Origin of the sequence: Lacticaseibacillus camelliae DSM 22697 = JCM 13995 (assembly GCF_001436615.1) — a bacterium.
GTDB lineage: Bacteria > Bacillota > Bacilli > Lactobacillales > Lactobacillaceae > Lacticaseibacillus > Lacticaseibacillus camelliae.
This window is the reverse complement of sequence record NZ_AYZJ01000039.1, coordinates 12,225-28,352: the sequence shown is the minus strand read 5'-3', so window position 1 is coordinate 28,352 and position 16,128 is coordinate 12,225. Positions and strand designations below refer to the sequence as shown.

Below are 16,128 nucleotides of genomic sequence, written 5' to 3'. Positions count from 1 at the left end.
GACCACTATCAAGGATTCGTTATCATCGTTGCACTTGACTTGAAAATTGAGGTAATACTTAAAAAATGCATGGGTGTAATTGGTTTGCTTGGCAAGGTGAGGGTACAGTCCTGGACCGCTAAATGTGCAGTCGTCGAATTGAATCTCCTGACCGCCGATTCGCATACTGTTGCATGCCGTGTTTAGCAGGCAATGACGAACTGTCAGCCGGTGAATGTCGTAGCCAGCGATTGTGTCATCACCAGAGTAGACGCCGCAGTTACTAATTCGGATATCCCGTGAGTGATGTAGATTGAAACCGTCGTGGCCGCCGCGAATTTGCACGTCGTCAATTGTGACATGATGGCAGCCCAGAAGTGCGTGTGACCAGTTGGCGCTATTGACGAATGTGTAGCCTTTAAGCGTCAGCTGACTGACCCCCACCATGGCGATGCCCATCGGCCCGCGGAATCCTTCTTCCCCACGAGAATCCGTCAGTGAGGACCCGTCGATCGCACTGCCGCTCTCAGCAATAATCTGAACGTTCCGCTCGTGATACGCGCTGATCAGTGCCGCGAAGTAATGATCCGGTAAGTGCCATTCTTTAATATAAAAGGGATCATGCACATAGTCGACCGGGTTGGCTTCGTTGAAGTCAGTGTAGTCATTGAGGTTAGCGCTGCCGACGAGCACGGCCCCGGCTTTTAGTCTTAACGTGATGTTTGACCGCAAGCGGATGCTGCCGATCACATACCTGCCGGTCGGCACTTCGATAACGTCGCCGCCAGCACTTGCACAGGCGTCAATGATCTGTTGAAAAGCAGACGTTTGGACAGATTGTGAAAGGCTTGAAACGCCGTGTTCCGTGACGGTCACTTTAGATTTTGCGGTCAATAAACCACACTTCCTTTTCAAGAAAACTGAAATTTTTGTTTAGCCTGCACATTGATATCGCGGACTACAATGAAGAATACACCGGCGCAAGCCATCTTATAACCGTTATTAATGTACAATGGGTGTGAAAATTTGACTTAAGGCGGTGGATGATGGGGTATCTAATTTCGCTTAATGATCCAATTATTCATGTGTGGTCAGGCCATCTTGTCAAGAAGGCTGGTCCGGCCTGGAAGCACCGACGTAATCATCACTCAGCGGATACTGAGCTGATGCTGCTTGAGAAGGGCACCTTGTACTTAAGCGTAAACGGTGAACCAGTGACCTTAAGGCCTGGGCAACCATTATTAATCCCCCCGGATGCAACCGTTGAAGGCACGCAGGCCACCACGGAAGCAGTATCACTGTTCTGGATTCATTTCTTTGCGGCTATTCAGCCAATTTCGGATGCTGATTCGCGGATCAGTACCGCAAATCGTCAGCGGGTAGCGGGAAACACCGCGACTGCTTTAAATCAATATGCGCTGATCCCAGCGGTCTATCAGGCCGATGATCCGCAAGGCCTGCTTTTGCTGTTTCACCAGTTGCTTCAGGCGGTCAATGAAAATCCGGTTAGCGAACGGCAAAACGATTTCTTTACTGCGTATTTACTGTGCCAAGTTAGCAATGATTTTATGAAGACCTTGCCAGTTCAGAAGCCAGAATCCTTGGCTTCAACAAAGATCTCAGAGTGGGTTAGGACCAACATCTCGAAAACGCTCACGGTGCGAGACGTGGCCAATCAGTTCGAACTGAATGCGAGTTATTTAAGTCGATTATTTAAGCGAGAAATGGGCGTGTCGCTCAAATCGTACATTTTGGATATGAAGATTAGCTACGCGAAGTATCTGCTTGCGTCGACCAATTTACTGGTGGCGGAGGTTGGGGATAAGGCGTACTTCGGCGATCCCAAACAGTTTATGCACACCTTTAAACAGCGGGTCGGCATTTCTCCAAGTGAATTCAGAGCGTCTATGAGCCGGACGCATTTGAACACGGAGACGGTGGATCCGAAGTCGCAGCTGCCGGCACAGTTCGGCACCGAAGCAGTACGCCGACTGATCGGCAAGATTCTTTCTGATCAGCAGACGCCTCAGCAAGAGTCAGGGTCGACAAGCAGTCAGTAATCATTGCTGACCGTGGCGGATGGGTCCCCCGAAAGAAGTCTAGAAAGTGGTCATTTGACACGTAATCGCAAATCGGGCGCGTCGGCATCTTTAGGCCTCACCTTGCTTACTCGGTGGAAATTGATTTGAATAAATCTTTCAAAGGCGGTTTACTGTAATCAATAAGGGGTGAGAACATGCAGACTAAAGAAGCGGTACGTCTGGCACTAAAAGAAGCCATCATGGCCGGCCGCTATGCGATCGGCGATAAGCTGCCAACCGAACAAGCGCTACTGACGCAATTTGACATCTCGCGTTACGGCCTGCGTCAGGCCCTAAAGGCGCTGGCAGATGAAGGGCTGATCCGAGCGGTGCAGGGCAGCGGCTTTTATGTGGCGGATCCGCGCAATAAGCAGCGTAAGCAGGCCGCGCAGAAAATTGTCGGCGTCATTACAACGCACTTGGCAGACTACATTTTTCCGCCGATTATTTCCGGCATCGACAGTGTTGTGAGCGAGGCAGGCTATGGCCTGATGCTGAGCAATACGCACAATGAGTTTGAAAACGAGCAGCGCAGCCTGATCCGAATGATGGATACCGGGGTCGCGGGACTCATTATTGAGCCGACACGCAGCGCCATGGCTAATCCCAATCTGGCGCTTTACCGGCGCATCGCACTGGCGAGGATTCCAGTTGTCTTTATCAATGCCGGCTACACCGGCCTGACGGACTTTCCGACGCTGACGGTCGATGACGCAGGTGGGGAGCGTCAGCTGATCGAGGCGCTGCTAAAGCAGGGACACCGCCAGATCCTTGGCCTTTTTCAAATCGATGACCAGCAGGGCGTCGATCGCATGCAGGGATTTGTTCAGGCTTATCAGGCGAACCAGCCGACCTTATCTACCGGAAACGTCATGCTGTACCAATCCGGTGATCACCTTGCTGACCTGAAGGCCCGCATTCTGGATGTCGTCAATGGGGAGTCACGGCCTACTGCGATTGCCTGCTACAATGACCAACTGGCCATTCGCCTGATTTCTTGGCTGGGCGAAGTGGGAATCAAGGTCCCAGACGATATTTCGCTGGTCGGGTTTGACGACTATGAGATGAGTCGCTATTCGCGTCCGGGGCTCACCACCGTGGTTCATCCTAAACGACGCATGGGCGAGGCGGCTGGCCAGGCAGTGCTTGAGGCGATCGCACACCAGACCCCGGCTTCAATTCAGTATCCGGCAGAGCTTGTGATGCGGCGCTCGATTAGGAAACTGAGCTGAATTGTGTCGAATCAATTAAATCAATTTGATGACGAAGAATAAACCGCTTACCTTGAAGTTGCGAACAGATCGCAACTTCTTTTTTTATGGGCAGGAGGGATCAGATGGACAACTCAATTAAGGCGGCGATTGAAGCCGGTCAGCTCACGCTTGGCCTGGAGCTGGGATCGACGCAAATCAAAGTGGAATTGCTAACGGCTCACTTGACGCCGGTGGCGACGGGTGCCTATGGCTGGACCAACACATTGGCCGATGGGCACTGGACCTACTCACTGGATCAGGTGTGGGTTGGGATTCAGGCCGCTTACGCAGATTTAGCGGCGCGCGTGAAGGCGCAGTACGGCGTTCCCATCACGCAGATCAAGGCGATCGGCATTAGCGCGATGATGCACGGCTACTTGGCGTTTGATGCCGACGACCAACTGCTGACACCGTTTCGAACTTGGCGTGATAACACCACGGGCCAGGCCGCGGAGCAGCTATCGCAGTTGTTTCACTTCAACATTCCGCAGCGCTGGAGCGTCGCCCACCTTTATCAAGCGATTTTAAACGGTGAACACCACGTTAATCAGATCGCATTCATGACCACGTTGGCGGGCTACGTGCACTGGCAGCTATCTGGGCAAAAGGTGATCGGTATCGGTGACGCCTCAGGGATGTTTCCGATTGATCCGGCCACTGATCAGTATGACGCGATGAAGCTGGTGAGCTTTGATACCTTGCCGGCAGTGCAGGCTCACCACTTGCAGCTGCGCCAGATCTTGCCGGAGCCGCTGCTGGCTGGGACGCCAGCCGGGCACCTGAGCGAAGCCGGGGCTGCGCGGCTGGATCCAAGCGGTGCGCTGCAGCCTGGGGCGGTGATGGCGCCGCCGGAAGGGGATGCTGGCACCGGAATGGTCGCCACGAACAGTGTGGCGGTTAATTCAGGCAACATCTCAGTAGGCACGTCGGCGTTTACGATGACTGTTTTGCCTGAGCTTCCCGACTCTTGGGATCCGGCGATCGATATTGTGGCGACGCCAACGGGTCAGCCGGTTGCGATGGTCCACGCCAATAATTGTTCCTCAGACCTCAACGCCTGGATCAATCTGATGGGAGATGCCATCGCCGCGGTTACCGGTGAGACCCCTGACGACTTGTACCAACGGCTTTTTGCCGCAGTCCCCAAGGCGGACGCCGACCTGGGCGGCTTGCTCGCTTTTGCAAACGTCTCCGGTGAGAACATCACCCAGGTCGATCAGGGCCGGCCGATTCAGGTCCGCACGTCAAGCACGCAGATAACGCTGGCCAATTTTATGGCGACACAGCTGGACGCTGCCTTTGCCCCACTGGCGGTCGGCATGGAAAAGCTGCACGAGCTGGTCACACTGAAGGAGTCCACGATGGTCGCGCAAGGCGGGCTGTTTAAGACCCCTAAGATCGCGCAGCAAGTGCTGGCGAATGCGCTGGACCTGCCGATCACGGTCATGACGAATGCCAGTGTCGGCGGTCCGTTTGGGATGGCGGTGCTTGCACAGTTTACCGCGGTCGGTGGCGGCGATCTCGCGGAATATTTGCAGTCTGAGGTGTTTAAGCAGACGACGGCGACCACGCTCGCGCCAGAGCCAAGCGGCCGCGCCGCTTACCAGCATTTTCTTGCCCGCTACAAAAAGGCATTGCCGTTGGCGCGGCAGGCCGGCAGTCTCGTTGATTAAAAATCTGAATGGAGGACTTCGCAATGAAATTAGCACAACAATATGAATTTTGGTTTGCCGTGGGCAGTCAGGCCCTGTACGGTGAGGAGACACTGAAACAGGTCGAAGCCGACAGCAAGACCATCGCGGCCAAGCTGAACGAAAGCGGCACGCTGCCTTATCCCGTCGTGTTCAAGGGCGTTTTGACCACCGCCGATGGCATCACGGCCTTCATGAAGCAGGCCAACTATCGCGATCAGGTAGCCGGCGTCATCACTTGGATGCACACTTTTTCACCGGCGAAGAACTGGATCCGCGGCACCAAACTTCTGCAAAAGCCACTGCTGCACCTGGCGACGCAGTTCCGCAATGATATCCCTTACGAAACGATCGATTTTGACTACATGAACCTGAACCAGAGTGCGCACGGCGACCGCGAGTACGGCTACATCAACGCGCGGCTCGGCATTCACAACAAGGTTGTTTACGGCCACTGGGCAACGCCGGAAGTCCAGCAGCAAATCGCTGACTGGGAAGACGTTGCCGTGGCTTACGCCGAGAGTTTTCAGACCAAAGTGGCGCGGTTCGGTGATAACATGCGCAACGTTGCGGTGACAGATGGCGACCGGGTCGAGGCCCAAATCAAGTTTGGCTGGATCGTCGACTACTATGCACTGCACGATGTCGTTGAGGTGATCGATGCCGTGAGTGAAGCCGACATCGATCAGGCGTACGAAGATCTGACCGCCAAGTACACGGTGGTACGCGGCGATAATGATGCGGCCAAGTATGACCACGCGGTGCGCTATCAGCTCCGCGAATACCTGGGGATTAAAAAGTTTCTGGATGACCGCGGCTACAACTGCTTCACGACCAACTTTGAAGACCTGCACGGGCTCGAGCAGCTGCCTGGATTGGCGGCGCAACTGCTGATGGCGGAAGGTTACGGGTTCGGCGCCGAAGGGGATTGGAAGACGTCCGCGCTCAGCCACATTTTGAAGGTCCTCGCCCATAACCAGAAGACGTCCTTCATGGAGGACTACACGCTGGATCTGCGTCCAGGGCATGAGGCCATTTTGGGCTCACACATGCTGGAAGTTGATCCTTCCATCGCCTCCGACAAACCGCGGATCGAAGTGCACCCGCTGGACATCGGCGGCAAGGCCGATCCGGCCCGCTTAGTCTTTAACGGCTCCGCCGGCGACGCAGTTGACGTGACCCTGGCGGACTTCCGCGATGGCTTCAAGTTCATCGGTTACCCGGTGAACGCAGCCCTGGCCGAAAAGCCGCTGCCGCATCTGCCCGTTGCCAGTCAGCTGTGGACGCCAAAGGTGGGGCTGAAGGAAGGCGCCACCGCCTGGATTCAAAATGGCGGCGGTCACCACACGGTTTTGTCCTTCAGCATCAACACCACCCAGATTAAGGACCTGGCGACGCTGTTTGGTGTGAAGGCAATCGTGATTGAGTAGGAGGCCGGCATGCTAGAAAAACTCAAAGAGGAAGTCTACGAGGCCAATATGCAGCTGCCCAAGCTGGACCTGGTCACGTTCACCTGGGGCAATGTCTCCGGGATCGACCGTGACGCCGGTCTGTTTGTGATCAAGCCATCCGGGGTGCCGTACGAAACGCTGCAGCCCAGCGACATGGTCGTCGTCAACCTGAAGGGTGAGGTGGTTGAAGGCAAGCTGCGGCCGTCCAGCGACACGCCAACGCATGTGGTCCTTTACAACGCGTTTCCGGACATTGGCGGGATCGTGCACACGCACTCACCGTACGCCGTCACCTTCGCCAGTGCGAACATGGATGTCCCGGCCCTCAACACCACTGCGGCTGATACATTTTACGGGGATGTGCCGGTGTCAGAGCCGCTGTCTAAGGCGCAAATCGAACGCGCCTATGAAAAGGAAACCGGCGAGGTGATCGTCAAAACCTTCGCCGACCGGCACCTGGATCACGACGCGGTGCCGGCAGTGCTGGTCAGTCAGCACGGGCCGTTCACATGGGGGGCGACACCGGCCAAGGCCGTGTATAACGCCAAGGTGCTCGAGGTCGTCAGCCAGATCGATTATCAGGCCATGACGCTGAGCGCTAAGGACAATCACGTGCCGCAGTACCTGCTGGATAAGCACTACTATCGCAAGCACGGCAAGAACGCGTACTACGGTCAAAGGTAGCCCGGTTTGACCAGCTGAGCTAGAGTTAGATTTACCGGTTTCACGTGGAACAACTGCAGATTGAAGGGTCACCAGCAATGTTGACTGGCTGTTGAATTTGCCCATTGCGTTAATAAAGCCACCGCACGCTCTTTGGATTGAAGAAGGGCGTGCGGTGGTTCTTTGTTTTTGATTTCTAGGATAGGGCCGGCATGACGTTGGTGAGAATCTTGGCGGTGGCCTGATCCACGTCGAGTTGCAGCTCAGGCTTCAGGATGACGGGTAATAGGTACGTCAGCATCAGACCGAATATCGGCCGAAATGCCTCGAGGGTGAGGGGGTGCTGGGGCTGACTGAATTTGACCAGCATGGGCATGACGGCCGGGACAAAGCGTTGCTTGGCCATTGCCAGGGCACTGTCGAACAGGTCGGTGTTGACCAGGACTTCTTGCAGAAAGACGCGTATGATCAACCGGTTGTCCAGGACAAAGCGCATGCGGTCACTGACGAGAAACCGCAGCGCGGCTTCCAGCGAGTCGAAGTGCTGCTTGGCTGTTTCGGCGACAAATTCATCGGCGACGGCGGGGAGCACGCTGGCTTTCAGCGGCTCAAGCAAGGCGTCGAGGATCTCGCGTTTATTTTTAAAATGCTTGTACACAGTGCCTTCCGAAACGCCCGCCAGGTTCGCGATGTCGGCGGTCGTGGTGCGATCGTAGCCTTGCTCGGAAAAAAGCTTCAGGCAGGCCTTCAGCACGTTCTGCTGTTTTTCCGACAAGTCTGACTGTGCCAGGCTGTTGGCCAATAATGTCTCGACTGAATTGACTTGCATGGCGACCTCCTTATTGCTGCAATCAGTTTATCACACCTTGCGATACCGCCGCATGCCGCGGACGTTCAGGCCGGTCAGGACCAGCAGGAAAAGCAGAAGCACGCCGATGTCCAGCCCCAGGCTCGTGAGCTTGGTGCCGTACATGATGATCTGCGTCATCGCGTGGCCGGCGTAAGTCAGCGGCAGCACGTAGGAGATGTCTTTGACCCAGCTCGCCAGGGAATCCAGCGGAACGATGCCGGAGAAAAAGACTTGGGGGATGACGATGATGGGGATAAACTGCATCATCTGGAATTCGGATTCCGCCAGCGTCGACATCAGGATACCGAACGCCAGCGCGACGAGGGCAAGCAGGAAGTTGATGACCATGACCGCACCCAGCGTCCCGGTGATTTCAACGCCCATGAAGCCAACTGTGGTCAGCACGATGATGACGGTTTGAATCATGGCCAGGATGCCATAGCTGATCATGTAGCCCAGCACGATCTCACCGCGGCGCACCGGGGTGGCCAGCAGGCGGTCCAGCGTGCCAGTCGTGCGCTCCTTGAGCAGCGCCATGCCGGAAATCAGGAACACGAAGAAGAACACGAAAAAGCCCATCAGGATCGGCACGATTTTGTCAAAAAAGCCGGTGTTCTTGTCGCCGTAGTTGTAATGGTTGGTGATCTTGGTGCGCTGTTGCGCCTTGGCTTTGGGCTGCTTCATGGCCGCGGCCGCCTGCGGGGAAAGCTTGGCGATGGTGGTCGCCATTTGGCTGACGGTTTTGCTCAGCTTGACGGTCGTTTGCTTCAGCGTCTTCATGCCATTTTGCGTCAGCGCCGCGTTGAAGCCGGCCTTGACCAGGCTGGTCTTGGTGGCATCGGTGTTGGCGTAGGTGATGGTGTAATGGCTGGCGCTGGTTTCGTGAATCACGGCGTCGACCTTTTGATTCTTCAGTGCATGTTGCGCGCTGGCATTGCTGGCCTTATTGATTACCCCCACGTGTTTGACGTCATTCAGCGTGGTACGGACATTGTCGTTCAGCCCGACGGTGGCGACTTTGACGCTGGTGGTCGAACTCTGAGTAAAAATCAGTTTCATCAAAAACATGATCAGCACCGGCGCTACAAACATCAGCGCCAAGGTGCGCTTGTCGCGAATGAGCTCAGTCACCACGCGGCGGGCAATATAAAGTGCGCGCATATTAAGCCACCCCTTCCGCTTTTAAGAAGACTTCTTCGATCGTCTTGACCTGGTACTGTGCCTCGAGCTTGGCCGGCGCATCGTAGGCCATGACCTTGCCGTCGAGCAGCAGGGCGACCTCATCGGTGAGCTCGGCCTCATCCATCACGTGGGTGGTGATCAGGACGCCGCGGCCGGCGTCGCGCAGTTGATGCAGCTCGTGCCAGATCTTGCGCCGCAGCGCCGGATCAATGCCGACAGTCGGCTCGTCCAGCACCAGCAGCTCGGGGTCACCGAGCAGGGCAATGGCGAGTGAAAGCTGGCGCCGCATGCCGCCGGAGTAGCCGGAAACGCGCTTTTTGAGGTCGGGCGTGAGGTCCACGACGTCGGCGACATGTGCAATGTCTGCCGTCAGCGCATCCTTTTTAACGCCTTTCATGCGGCCGAAAAAGCGCAGGTTCTCCTCGCCGGTGAGGGCGTCATACAGCGAATCGTCCTGTGCCATGTACCCGATTTGACCCAACAGCGCGCGGTTGGGCATGTGCGTGGCGAGCACGAGGGCCTCGCCGCCGTCTGCGACTTCCATGCCCAGCGCAGTTTTGATCGTCGTGGACTTGCCGGCGCCGCTGGGGCCAATGAGCCCGAGGATCTGGCCTGCGTCCACGTGCAGCGAGACGTCCGCCAGCACGGTTTGCTTGCTGAACTTCTTTTGCAGGTGCTTCAAATCAATTAATCTAGTTGTCATTCGTATCGTCTCCTTGGTGAGTGATGACTCACTCAACGGCGATCACTATACCCGACTAAAAAGTGAGTGTCAACTCACTTTTCAAAAAGCTTTCTGAAAATAATTAAGACAAAAAAGTTGACACGGTGTCACCGACGCGTATACTAATCAACATCGGCATGTGGTGACACGGCGTCACCACCGCAGAAAGCGAGGACTAGCCTTGGTATTACCCACTTTTGAACATTTGGACGAAGAAAAACAGGCACGCATCCGCCAGGCGCTGCTGAATGAATTTTCCCATTACTCGCTGGCCGACGCCCAGGTGGCGCGGATCGTAAAAGACGCCGGCATTGCGCGCGGCGCGTTTTACAAGTACTTTACCGACCTGACCGATGCGTACCGGTACCTGTTCGGCATCGCCATGCGCGAGATTCACCAGGGGATGCCCAAGCGGCCGACCGCCGGCAACGTCGACGAGTACATCGCCGCGCTGCGCCAGTTTATTGAAACCACTAGCCAGTGCGAGTACCGCGACCTGATCCAGCAGCATTTTCGCTACAACGAAGGCTACCTGGGCGAGACGCCAACGCGGCTGATTCCCGGTGGCGACGCCAAGCAGTGGGCGTTCACCGTGCTGTATCACCAAACCGTGAAGGACATTATGTTAGCGCCGGACACCGCCGAGGCCCGAATCGCGCAGCTGCGCATCGCCTTGACGCGCGGCAGTGAAGGAGAATGAGGTCATGTTTTTAGCACTGAAAGAAATTAAGAAGGAAAAACTGCGCTCGGGGCTGATCATTTTCATGATTGTGCTGATCGGCTACCTGATCTTCATTCTGACCAGCCTGGCGCTCGGCCTCGCGCAGCAGAACACCGACGCCATCAATGGCTGGCAGGCGCAGCGCATCGTGCTGAACGCTGATGCGAATACCGACATGCGTCAGTCGTTCCTGACCCAAAAGCAGGTCGGTAAGTTGTCGAAAAAGGAGGCGCTGCTGGGCGAAACCAGCGTTGTCGCCAAGGCCAAAGGGCAAAAGCAGCAGTCCGCCGTGTTCCTGGGGCTGAAGCCAAGCCAATTCATCTACAAAAATCTTAAGCTGACGGCCGGCCGCAATGTGCAAAAAGGCAACGAGGTCGTGGTCGACACCGCGTTCAAGAACGCCGGTTACAAGCTGGGCGACAAGCTTCAGCTGAACGACTACAAGGATAAGTTCACCATCGTTGGGTTCACCGATAAGGCCAAGCTGAACATCGCGCCGGTGGTTTACGGGCGGCTGAGCAGCTGGTCTGCACTGCGCGGCATCGTCGCGGGGCCGGTGGGCTCGGCGGTGATTTCGCAAAGCAAGAACTATAAAAATACGGCTTCGGGCGTGAAGACTTACACCAAGCAGCAGGTCATTAACAAGCTGCCTGGGTACTCCGCGCAAAACGCGACCTTCATCCTGATGATCGGGTTTTTGATGGTCATCTCGCTGATCATCATCGCCGTGTTCCTGTACATCCTGACGATGCAGAAGCTGCCAAATTACGCGGTGATGCGCGCGCAGGGAATTCCAAGCAAGGTGCTGGTCTCAGCGACGGTGTCGCAGTCGCTCCTGCTGGTGCTTTCCGGCTTGGTGCTCGCGACGGTGCTGACCATCGCGACGGCCGCTGTGATGCCGAGCGCCGTGCCGATGGCCTTCGACATTCCCGCGCTGGCTGAAGTGGGCCTGGGCCTGCTGGTCATGGCGCTGCTGGGGAGTCTGATCCCAATCAAATCGGTGCTGAGCGTTGATCCCGTTTCCGTTATTGGAGGTTGAGCGACATGAAAAATTCATTTTCAGTCTCACACGTGAGCCAAGTATTTGGCACCGGCACCGCCCGGGTCGAGGCGCTGCATGACGTCAGTTTTGAGGCGGACGCCGGGTCGCTGAGTCTCATCATGGGGCCGTCCGGATCGGGGAAAAGCACCTTTCTGACCATCGCCGGTGGTCTGCTGACGCCAACCAGTGGCAGCGTTGAGGTGAACGGCATCAAGTACACCGAGCGCTCAAAAAAGCAGCGCGACGCCTTGCGCCTGGATGCCATCGGCTTTGTCTTGCAGGCGTACCACCTGCTGCCGTACCTGACCGTTGCCGATCAGTTCAAGCTGGTCGACAAGGTCAAACCGACCGGCAACCTGTCGAAGTCGCAACTTGACGACGTGCTGGCGACACTAGACATTCAGAACCTGGTGCACAAGTACCCTGGGGAGCTTTCCGGCGGCCAGCAGCAGCGCGTCGCCATCGCGCGGGCGCTGTATCCAGACCCGGCGATCATTTTGGCCGATGAACCGACCGCGGCACTTGACAGTGCCCGCGTCGAAGTCGTCGGCGCGCTGCTCAAGGACTTAGCTGTCAAGCACAACAAGGCGGTGGTGGTCGTGACCCACGACACGCGACTGATGCCGTTTGCCGACCACCTATACAACATGCAGGACGGCTGGCTGAGCGGGGCCGAGGCCGTCGCGAGCTAAAAAAACGGCGACACCCTGAGCATATGATTCGCATTTTATCCCTAACATGCGTTATCCTAGATGTGGATAAAGCGTTTTCATCAATGGGAAGGGGACGAGTCACATGGAGTTCAAGGTCAGTCTGATGGTCAGCAAGAACCCGGTGTTGTTTTGGTGGGACGACGGGTTGAAAACCGACACCCCGGCCGCGCTGGAGTACCTGAATGAAGTGGCACCGATCACCACCGTGAGATTTCCGGAGCCGACAGGCAAGCAGGGTTTTGACCTGACCGACTGCGAAGAGACGTTTAATGGGTTGATGTCGATGGGGGCGAACGTGGTCGTGGCCCCGCGGCAAAAGGAATTGCAGTAGCACGAATAGCGGCTTGCCTCGTGAAGGGGCGGGCCGCTTTTTGATGGTTTCAGGTCAGGCTCGCCGCGCCTTTTAGTGCCAACTTGACTACTCGGTAAGATGGGCAATGCTCGGTGATGGCTAGGTCAGGCCGCACATGAGTCCGAATCAAAACTGTGAAATCGGTATAACAGTGGACGAATATTGGTTAATGATATTAATTATATTGTGATGGGTAATCGCCCGTGCTATGATTCACCCGTCACCATCAGACAAGGGGGTAAGGAAAATGGCAATTAAATCCAATCAAGCCGAGCAAGCCGCGGCGCACAATCGGTACTATCGGGCGACCGGCTTCACATCGATCAAGGCGTTTTTTGGTAATTATGTGAACTTCAAGGGGCGGTCCAGCCGGAGTGAATACTGGTGGATCACGCTGTTTCAGACCATCTTATCCATCATTGTGATGATTGCGTTCCTCGGCGCGGTGGTCGGTGCCATCGTTGGCAGTTCCAGCGGGATTGATCCCAAGAAGCTGTTTGCCAGCCTCGGGGCGGGCCTGGTGATTTTTCTGGTGCTGGTGGTCGTGTTCTACGTGGCGGTACTGCTGCCAGGCATTGGCCTGACGGTTCGGCGCTACCGTGACGGCGGGATCCCGTGGTGGATTTTTCCCATCCAGATCATTGTGTACAGCGGCGCGCAGCTACTGAAGAGCGGATCGACCGCGCAGAGTTTGGTGGAATGGGCGGCCCTGCTGTCGATGATCATCTTGGCGCTGTTGCCGTCCAAGCCGCTGCCAGTTTCACGTAACGGCTTCACCCAGGATGATGGGCTTGACTCGCGCATCAATCCCAGCGTGTTTGCTGCCAAGGAAGATGATCAGAAGTAGTAATTGAATGTACCAAAAAAGGGGCCGGCGCGGCCTCTTTTGCGTTACGCCTTGCTCAGGCCTTCGTGGATCTTTTCCAGGTTCCACTTCATCATGTCGTAGTACGTGTCACCGTTCGTGCCGGTTTTGGCCAGGGAGTCGGTGAACAGCTGGGCGTGGATCGGCAGGCCGGTGTCTTGGGCAATTTTGGTCATGGACTTGGGGGACACGGAGGTTTCCACGAACAGGCTGCGGACGTTACTTTTTTCGATCTTGACCAGCACGGCCTTCATCTGTTCCGGCGACCCCTGGGATTCAGAGTTCAGCTCCCAAATGTAGGCCGGCGTCAGGTCGTAGGCGGCGCCGAAGTACTTAAACGCGCCTTCCGAAGTGATCAGGACGCGGCGGTCTTCCGGCAGGTCCTGGAACTGCGCCTTAGCGTCTTCGTGCAAGGCCGCGAGCTTGTTGGTGTAGGCAGCCGCATTTTGCTGGTAAAACGCTGCGTTTTGCGGATCCTTTTCAGCCAAAATGTCGGTGATGGTCCGCACGTACTGGATGCCGTTCACCAGGTCCAGCCAGGCATGGGGATCTTGCTCTTCAGGATTGGTTGTCAGGTGGCGCGGCCGCACGCCGGCGCTGGCGGCGAAGACGTCCTGGCCGAAGTGCTTGCCTGAGGTGTCGACCAGCTTGGTGAACCAGCCGCTGCCGCCGGTTTCCAGATTCAGGCCGTTGTGGAACAGCACATCGGCTTCGGCGGATGCGGCGATGTCGGCAGGCCGCGGTTCGTATTCGTGAGGGTCGGTGCCGCGCGCGACGATCGAATAGACCCCAACCTTATCCTTGCCGACCTGCTGCACCATGTCCTCAAGGATCGAGTTGGTGGTGACCACGCGCAACTTACCAGTTGGCGACTCGGCATGCGGCCGGTCGGTGCGGGTGGTCAGAAATAAGGCAACGCCAGCGATCATGACGGTGACGCTGAGCAGCGTGAGCCAGAAGCGACGCATTTACAGCACCTCCTCGTCGGCCAGCACGATCGCCGGGCCAGACGCCCAGTTGAAGGTGTAGCTGAGGTAGAGGCCGACGGTGGCGGAGACGGCGCCGATTGCGGCGGACAGCCCCAGCATCACCGGCAGCCGGTTCGTCCAGAGAAACGCGGTGGCGGCCGGTGTGATCAGCATCGCGACCACCAAGATGATGCCGACGGTTTGCAGAGCCGACACGGTGACAAGCGTCAGCACCAGCATCAGGCTGTAATGGATGATCTGGACCTTGAGGCCGTATGTCTGCGCGAATACCGGGTCAAACGAGGTGATCTGCAACTCCTTGTAAAAGGTCACCACAAACAGCAGCACAATGCCGAGCACGATGGCAGTGGTCATGATGTCGCCGTCCGATACGGCGAGGATGTTACCGAACAAAATGTGGTTCAGGTTCACCGCGCTGCCGGCCGCGGCGATCAGGATGAAGCCCAACGCGTAAAACGCGGAAAAGACGATCCCAATCGACGTGTCGGTTTTGAGCTTGCTGTGGGTCGAAACGAAGCCGATGAGCAGCGCCGCGATGATGCCGAACACCGACGCCCCAATCAGCAGGTTGATGCCAAGCATGTAGGCGATGGCGACCCCTGGCAGTACCGCGTGAGAGATGGCGTCACCCATCAGCGACATCCCGCGTAGGATGATGAACGCCCCGATGATCCCGGACATGATGCCGACCATGATGGCGGCCAGCAACGCACTTTGGAGGAAGCCGTAGCGGCCCAGTGCCGTGATGAATTCGGTAATGGTCGTCATTGCGCCACCTCCTGACGGTCAAACAGGACCGCCGACAGGTCTGGGGAAAAGGCGCGCGTGATGTTTGCCGCGGTGTACACCTCGGCTACTGGCCCGTAGTCGATGATGCCGTGGTTCATCACGACCAGGTCGTCGAAGTACTGGAAGACCTTGTTCAAGTCGTGGTGCACGATGATGATGGTTTTGCCGGCGTCGCGCCACTGCTTCAAAATCGCCATGATGGTGGTTTCGCTTTGCAGGTCGATGCCGACAAACGGCTCGTCAAGGATGATAAGGTCGGCGTCCTGCACGATCGCGCGGGCGACGAACACGCGCTGGAGCTGGCCGCCGGACAGGTTGCCGATTTGGCGCTGGCCGAACGCACTCAGCTCAACTTGTTCAAGGGCGGTCTTGGCCTGGACCTTTTCCTCGCGGCCGGGATGGTTGAACAGGCCGAGGCGCGCGTAGGTGCCGGTCAGCACAACGTCGAAGGCGCTAATGGGAAACGTCAGGTCTAAGTCCTTGCGCTGCTCGACATACGCGATGCGGCGCTTGAAGACGCTCAGCGGACGGTCGTTGAACGTGGCCGTGCCGTGTTGCTTTTTGATCAGGCCGAGCGCGGCCTTGATCAGCGTTGATTTTCCTGCACCATTGGGACCGATGATGCCAGTGATTTTGCCCGCGTCGAAGGTGACGGTCGCATCAGTGAACACTGGTGTGGCATCGTAAGCAACGGTGAGGTCCGTGAGTTGCAGCATGGAACCCCTCCTTATTTTTAGGCGTGGCTAAACTTTTCTCAACCTAAGCATATCAGGTGGGGCGAAT

The 16,128-nt window shown here is 56.6% G+C and carries 16 protein-coding genes and 1 pseudogene; 10 read left to right on the top strand and 7 right to left on the bottom strand.

Going from position 1 to position 16,128, the window contains the following annotated elements:
• On the bottom strand, positions 1-894 hold an 894-nt coding region (locus FC75_RS08090), incomplete at its 3' end, for a glycosyl hydrolase family 28 protein (RefSeq protein ID WP_202813284.1).
• 131 nt (positions 895-1,025) lie between these two features.
• On the opposite strand from FC75_RS08090, the gene FC75_RS08085 reads away from it, so the two are divergent.
• The 5 genes from FC75_RS08085 to FC75_RS08065 all read left to right on the top strand — a co-directional run bounded on the left by FC75_RS08085 (position 1,026) and on the right by FC75_RS08065 (position 7,139).
• Complete coding sequence (locus FC75_RS08085) at positions 1,026-2,039, top strand: AraC family transcriptional regulator (RefSeq protein ID WP_054666423.1); 1,014 nt, start codon at positions 1,026-1,028, stop codon at positions 2,037-2,039.
• A 176-nt stretch (positions 2,040-2,215) separates the two neighbouring features.
• Positions 2,216-3,292 (top strand): substrate-binding domain-containing protein, encoded by a 1,077-nt coding sequence (locus FC75_RS08080; RefSeq protein WP_054666427.1) that lies wholly within the window; start codon positions 2,216-2,218, stop codon positions 3,290-3,292.
• Positions 3,293-3,396: 104 nt separating this feature from the next.
• Entirely contained in the window at positions 3,397-4,986 is a 1,590-nt protein-coding gene (locus FC75_RS08075) for an FGGY-family carbohydrate kinase (RefSeq protein WP_056989596.1), read from the top strand.
• A gap of 23 nt (positions 4,987-5,009) precedes the next feature.
• On the top strand, positions 5,010-6,434 hold the full coding sequence (araA, locus tag FC75_RS08070) for an L-arabinose isomerase (RefSeq protein ID WP_056989595.1): 1,425 nt from the start codon (positions 5,010-5,012) through the stop codon (positions 6,432-6,434).
• Positions 6,435-6,443: 9 nt separating this feature from the next.
• Positions 6,444-7,139: an L-ribulose-5-phosphate 4-epimerase gene (locus FC75_RS08065; RefSeq protein ID WP_054664146.1), complete on the top strand. Its 696-nt coding sequence runs from the start codon at positions 6,444-6,446 to the stop codon at positions 7,137-7,139.
• A gap of 175 nt (positions 7,140-7,314) precedes the next feature.
• On the opposite strand, the gene FC75_RS08060 is transcribed toward FC75_RS08065, so the two are convergent.
• Genes FC75_RS08060 through FC75_RS08050 form a run of 3 tightly spaced genes read right to left on the bottom strand, consistent with a single transcriptional unit; the run spans position 7,315 to position 9,853 of the window.
• Positions 7,315-7,947 (bottom strand): TetR/AcrR family transcriptional regulator, encoded by a 633-nt coding sequence (locus FC75_RS08060; RefSeq protein WP_054664149.1) that lies wholly within the window; start codon positions 7,945-7,947, stop codon positions 7,315-7,317.
• Between the two features lie 30 nt (positions 7,948-7,977).
• Entirely contained in the window at positions 7,978-9,129 is a 1,152-nt protein-coding gene (locus tag FC75_RS08055) for an ABC transporter permease (protein ID WP_056989594.1), read from the bottom strand.
• A gap of 1 nt (position 9,130) precedes the next feature.
• A complete protein-coding gene (locus FC75_RS08050; protein ID WP_054664152.1) occupies positions 9,131-9,853 on the bottom strand; it encodes an ABC transporter ATP-binding protein in 723 nt (240 codons plus the stop codon).
• Between the two features lie 226 nt (positions 9,854-10,079).
• Here FC75_RS08050 and FC75_RS08045 point away from each other — a divergent pair, with 226 nt between their 5' ends.
• The 5 genes from FC75_RS08045 to FC75_RS08025 all read left to right on the top strand — a co-directional run bounded on the left by FC75_RS08045 (position 10,080) and on the right by FC75_RS08025 (position 13,549).
• Positions 10,080-10,574, top strand: coding sequence for a TetR/AcrR family transcriptional regulator (locus FC75_RS08045; protein WP_235808717.1), 495 nt, complete (start codon positions 10,080-10,082; stop codon positions 10,572-10,574).
• Between the two features lie 4 nt (positions 10,575-10,578).
• Complete coding sequence (locus FC75_RS08040; RefSeq protein ID WP_056989592.1) at positions 10,579-11,634, top strand: FtsX-like permease family protein; 1,056 nt, start codon at positions 10,579-10,581, stop codon at positions 11,632-11,634.
• A gap of 5 nt (positions 11,635-11,639) precedes the next feature.
• On the top strand, positions 11,640-12,329 hold the full coding sequence (locus FC75_RS08035; RefSeq protein WP_054664155.1) for an ABC transporter ATP-binding protein: 690 nt from the start codon (positions 11,640-11,642) through the stop codon (positions 12,327-12,329).
• Between the two features lie 103 nt (positions 12,330-12,432).
• Complete coding sequence (locus FC75_RS08030) at positions 12,433-12,681, top strand: hypothetical protein (RefSeq protein ID WP_054664158.1); 249 nt, start codon at positions 12,433-12,435, stop codon at positions 12,679-12,681.
• Positions 12,682-12,949: 268 nt separating this feature from the next.
• Positions 12,950-13,549, top strand: a complete 600-nt coding sequence (locus FC75_RS08025; protein ID WP_054664161.1) for a DUF805 domain-containing protein — start codon at positions 12,950-12,952, stop codon at positions 13,547-13,549.
• A 44-nt stretch (positions 13,550-13,593) separates the two neighbouring features.
• Here the strand turns inward: FC75_RS08025 and FC75_RS08020 are convergent, their stop codons facing one another.
• The 3 genes and pseudogenes from FC75_RS08020 to FC75_RS08010 all read right to left on the bottom strand — a co-directional run bounded on the left by FC75_RS08020 (position 13,594) and on the right by FC75_RS08010 (position 16,061).
• The gene (locus FC75_RS08020) at positions 13,594-14,535 is read right to left on the bottom strand and encodes a metal ABC transporter substrate-binding protein (protein ID WP_054664164.1); all 942 of its coding nucleotides are present in this window, start codon (positions 14,533-14,535) and stop codon (positions 13,594-13,596) included.
• 21 nt (positions 14,536-14,556) lie between these two features.
• Positions 14,557-15,324, bottom strand: a pseudogene (locus FC75_RS08015) (metal ABC transporter permease); the annotation flags it as partial.
• Positions 15,321-16,061: a metal ABC transporter ATP-binding protein gene (locus FC75_RS08010; protein WP_056989591.1), complete on the bottom strand. Its 741-nt coding sequence runs from the start codon at positions 16,059-16,061 to the stop codon at positions 15,321-15,323. The gene FC75_RS08010 and the pseudogene FC75_RS08015, both read right to left, overlap by 4 nt.
• Positions 16,062-16,128: the final 67 nt, after the last annotated feature.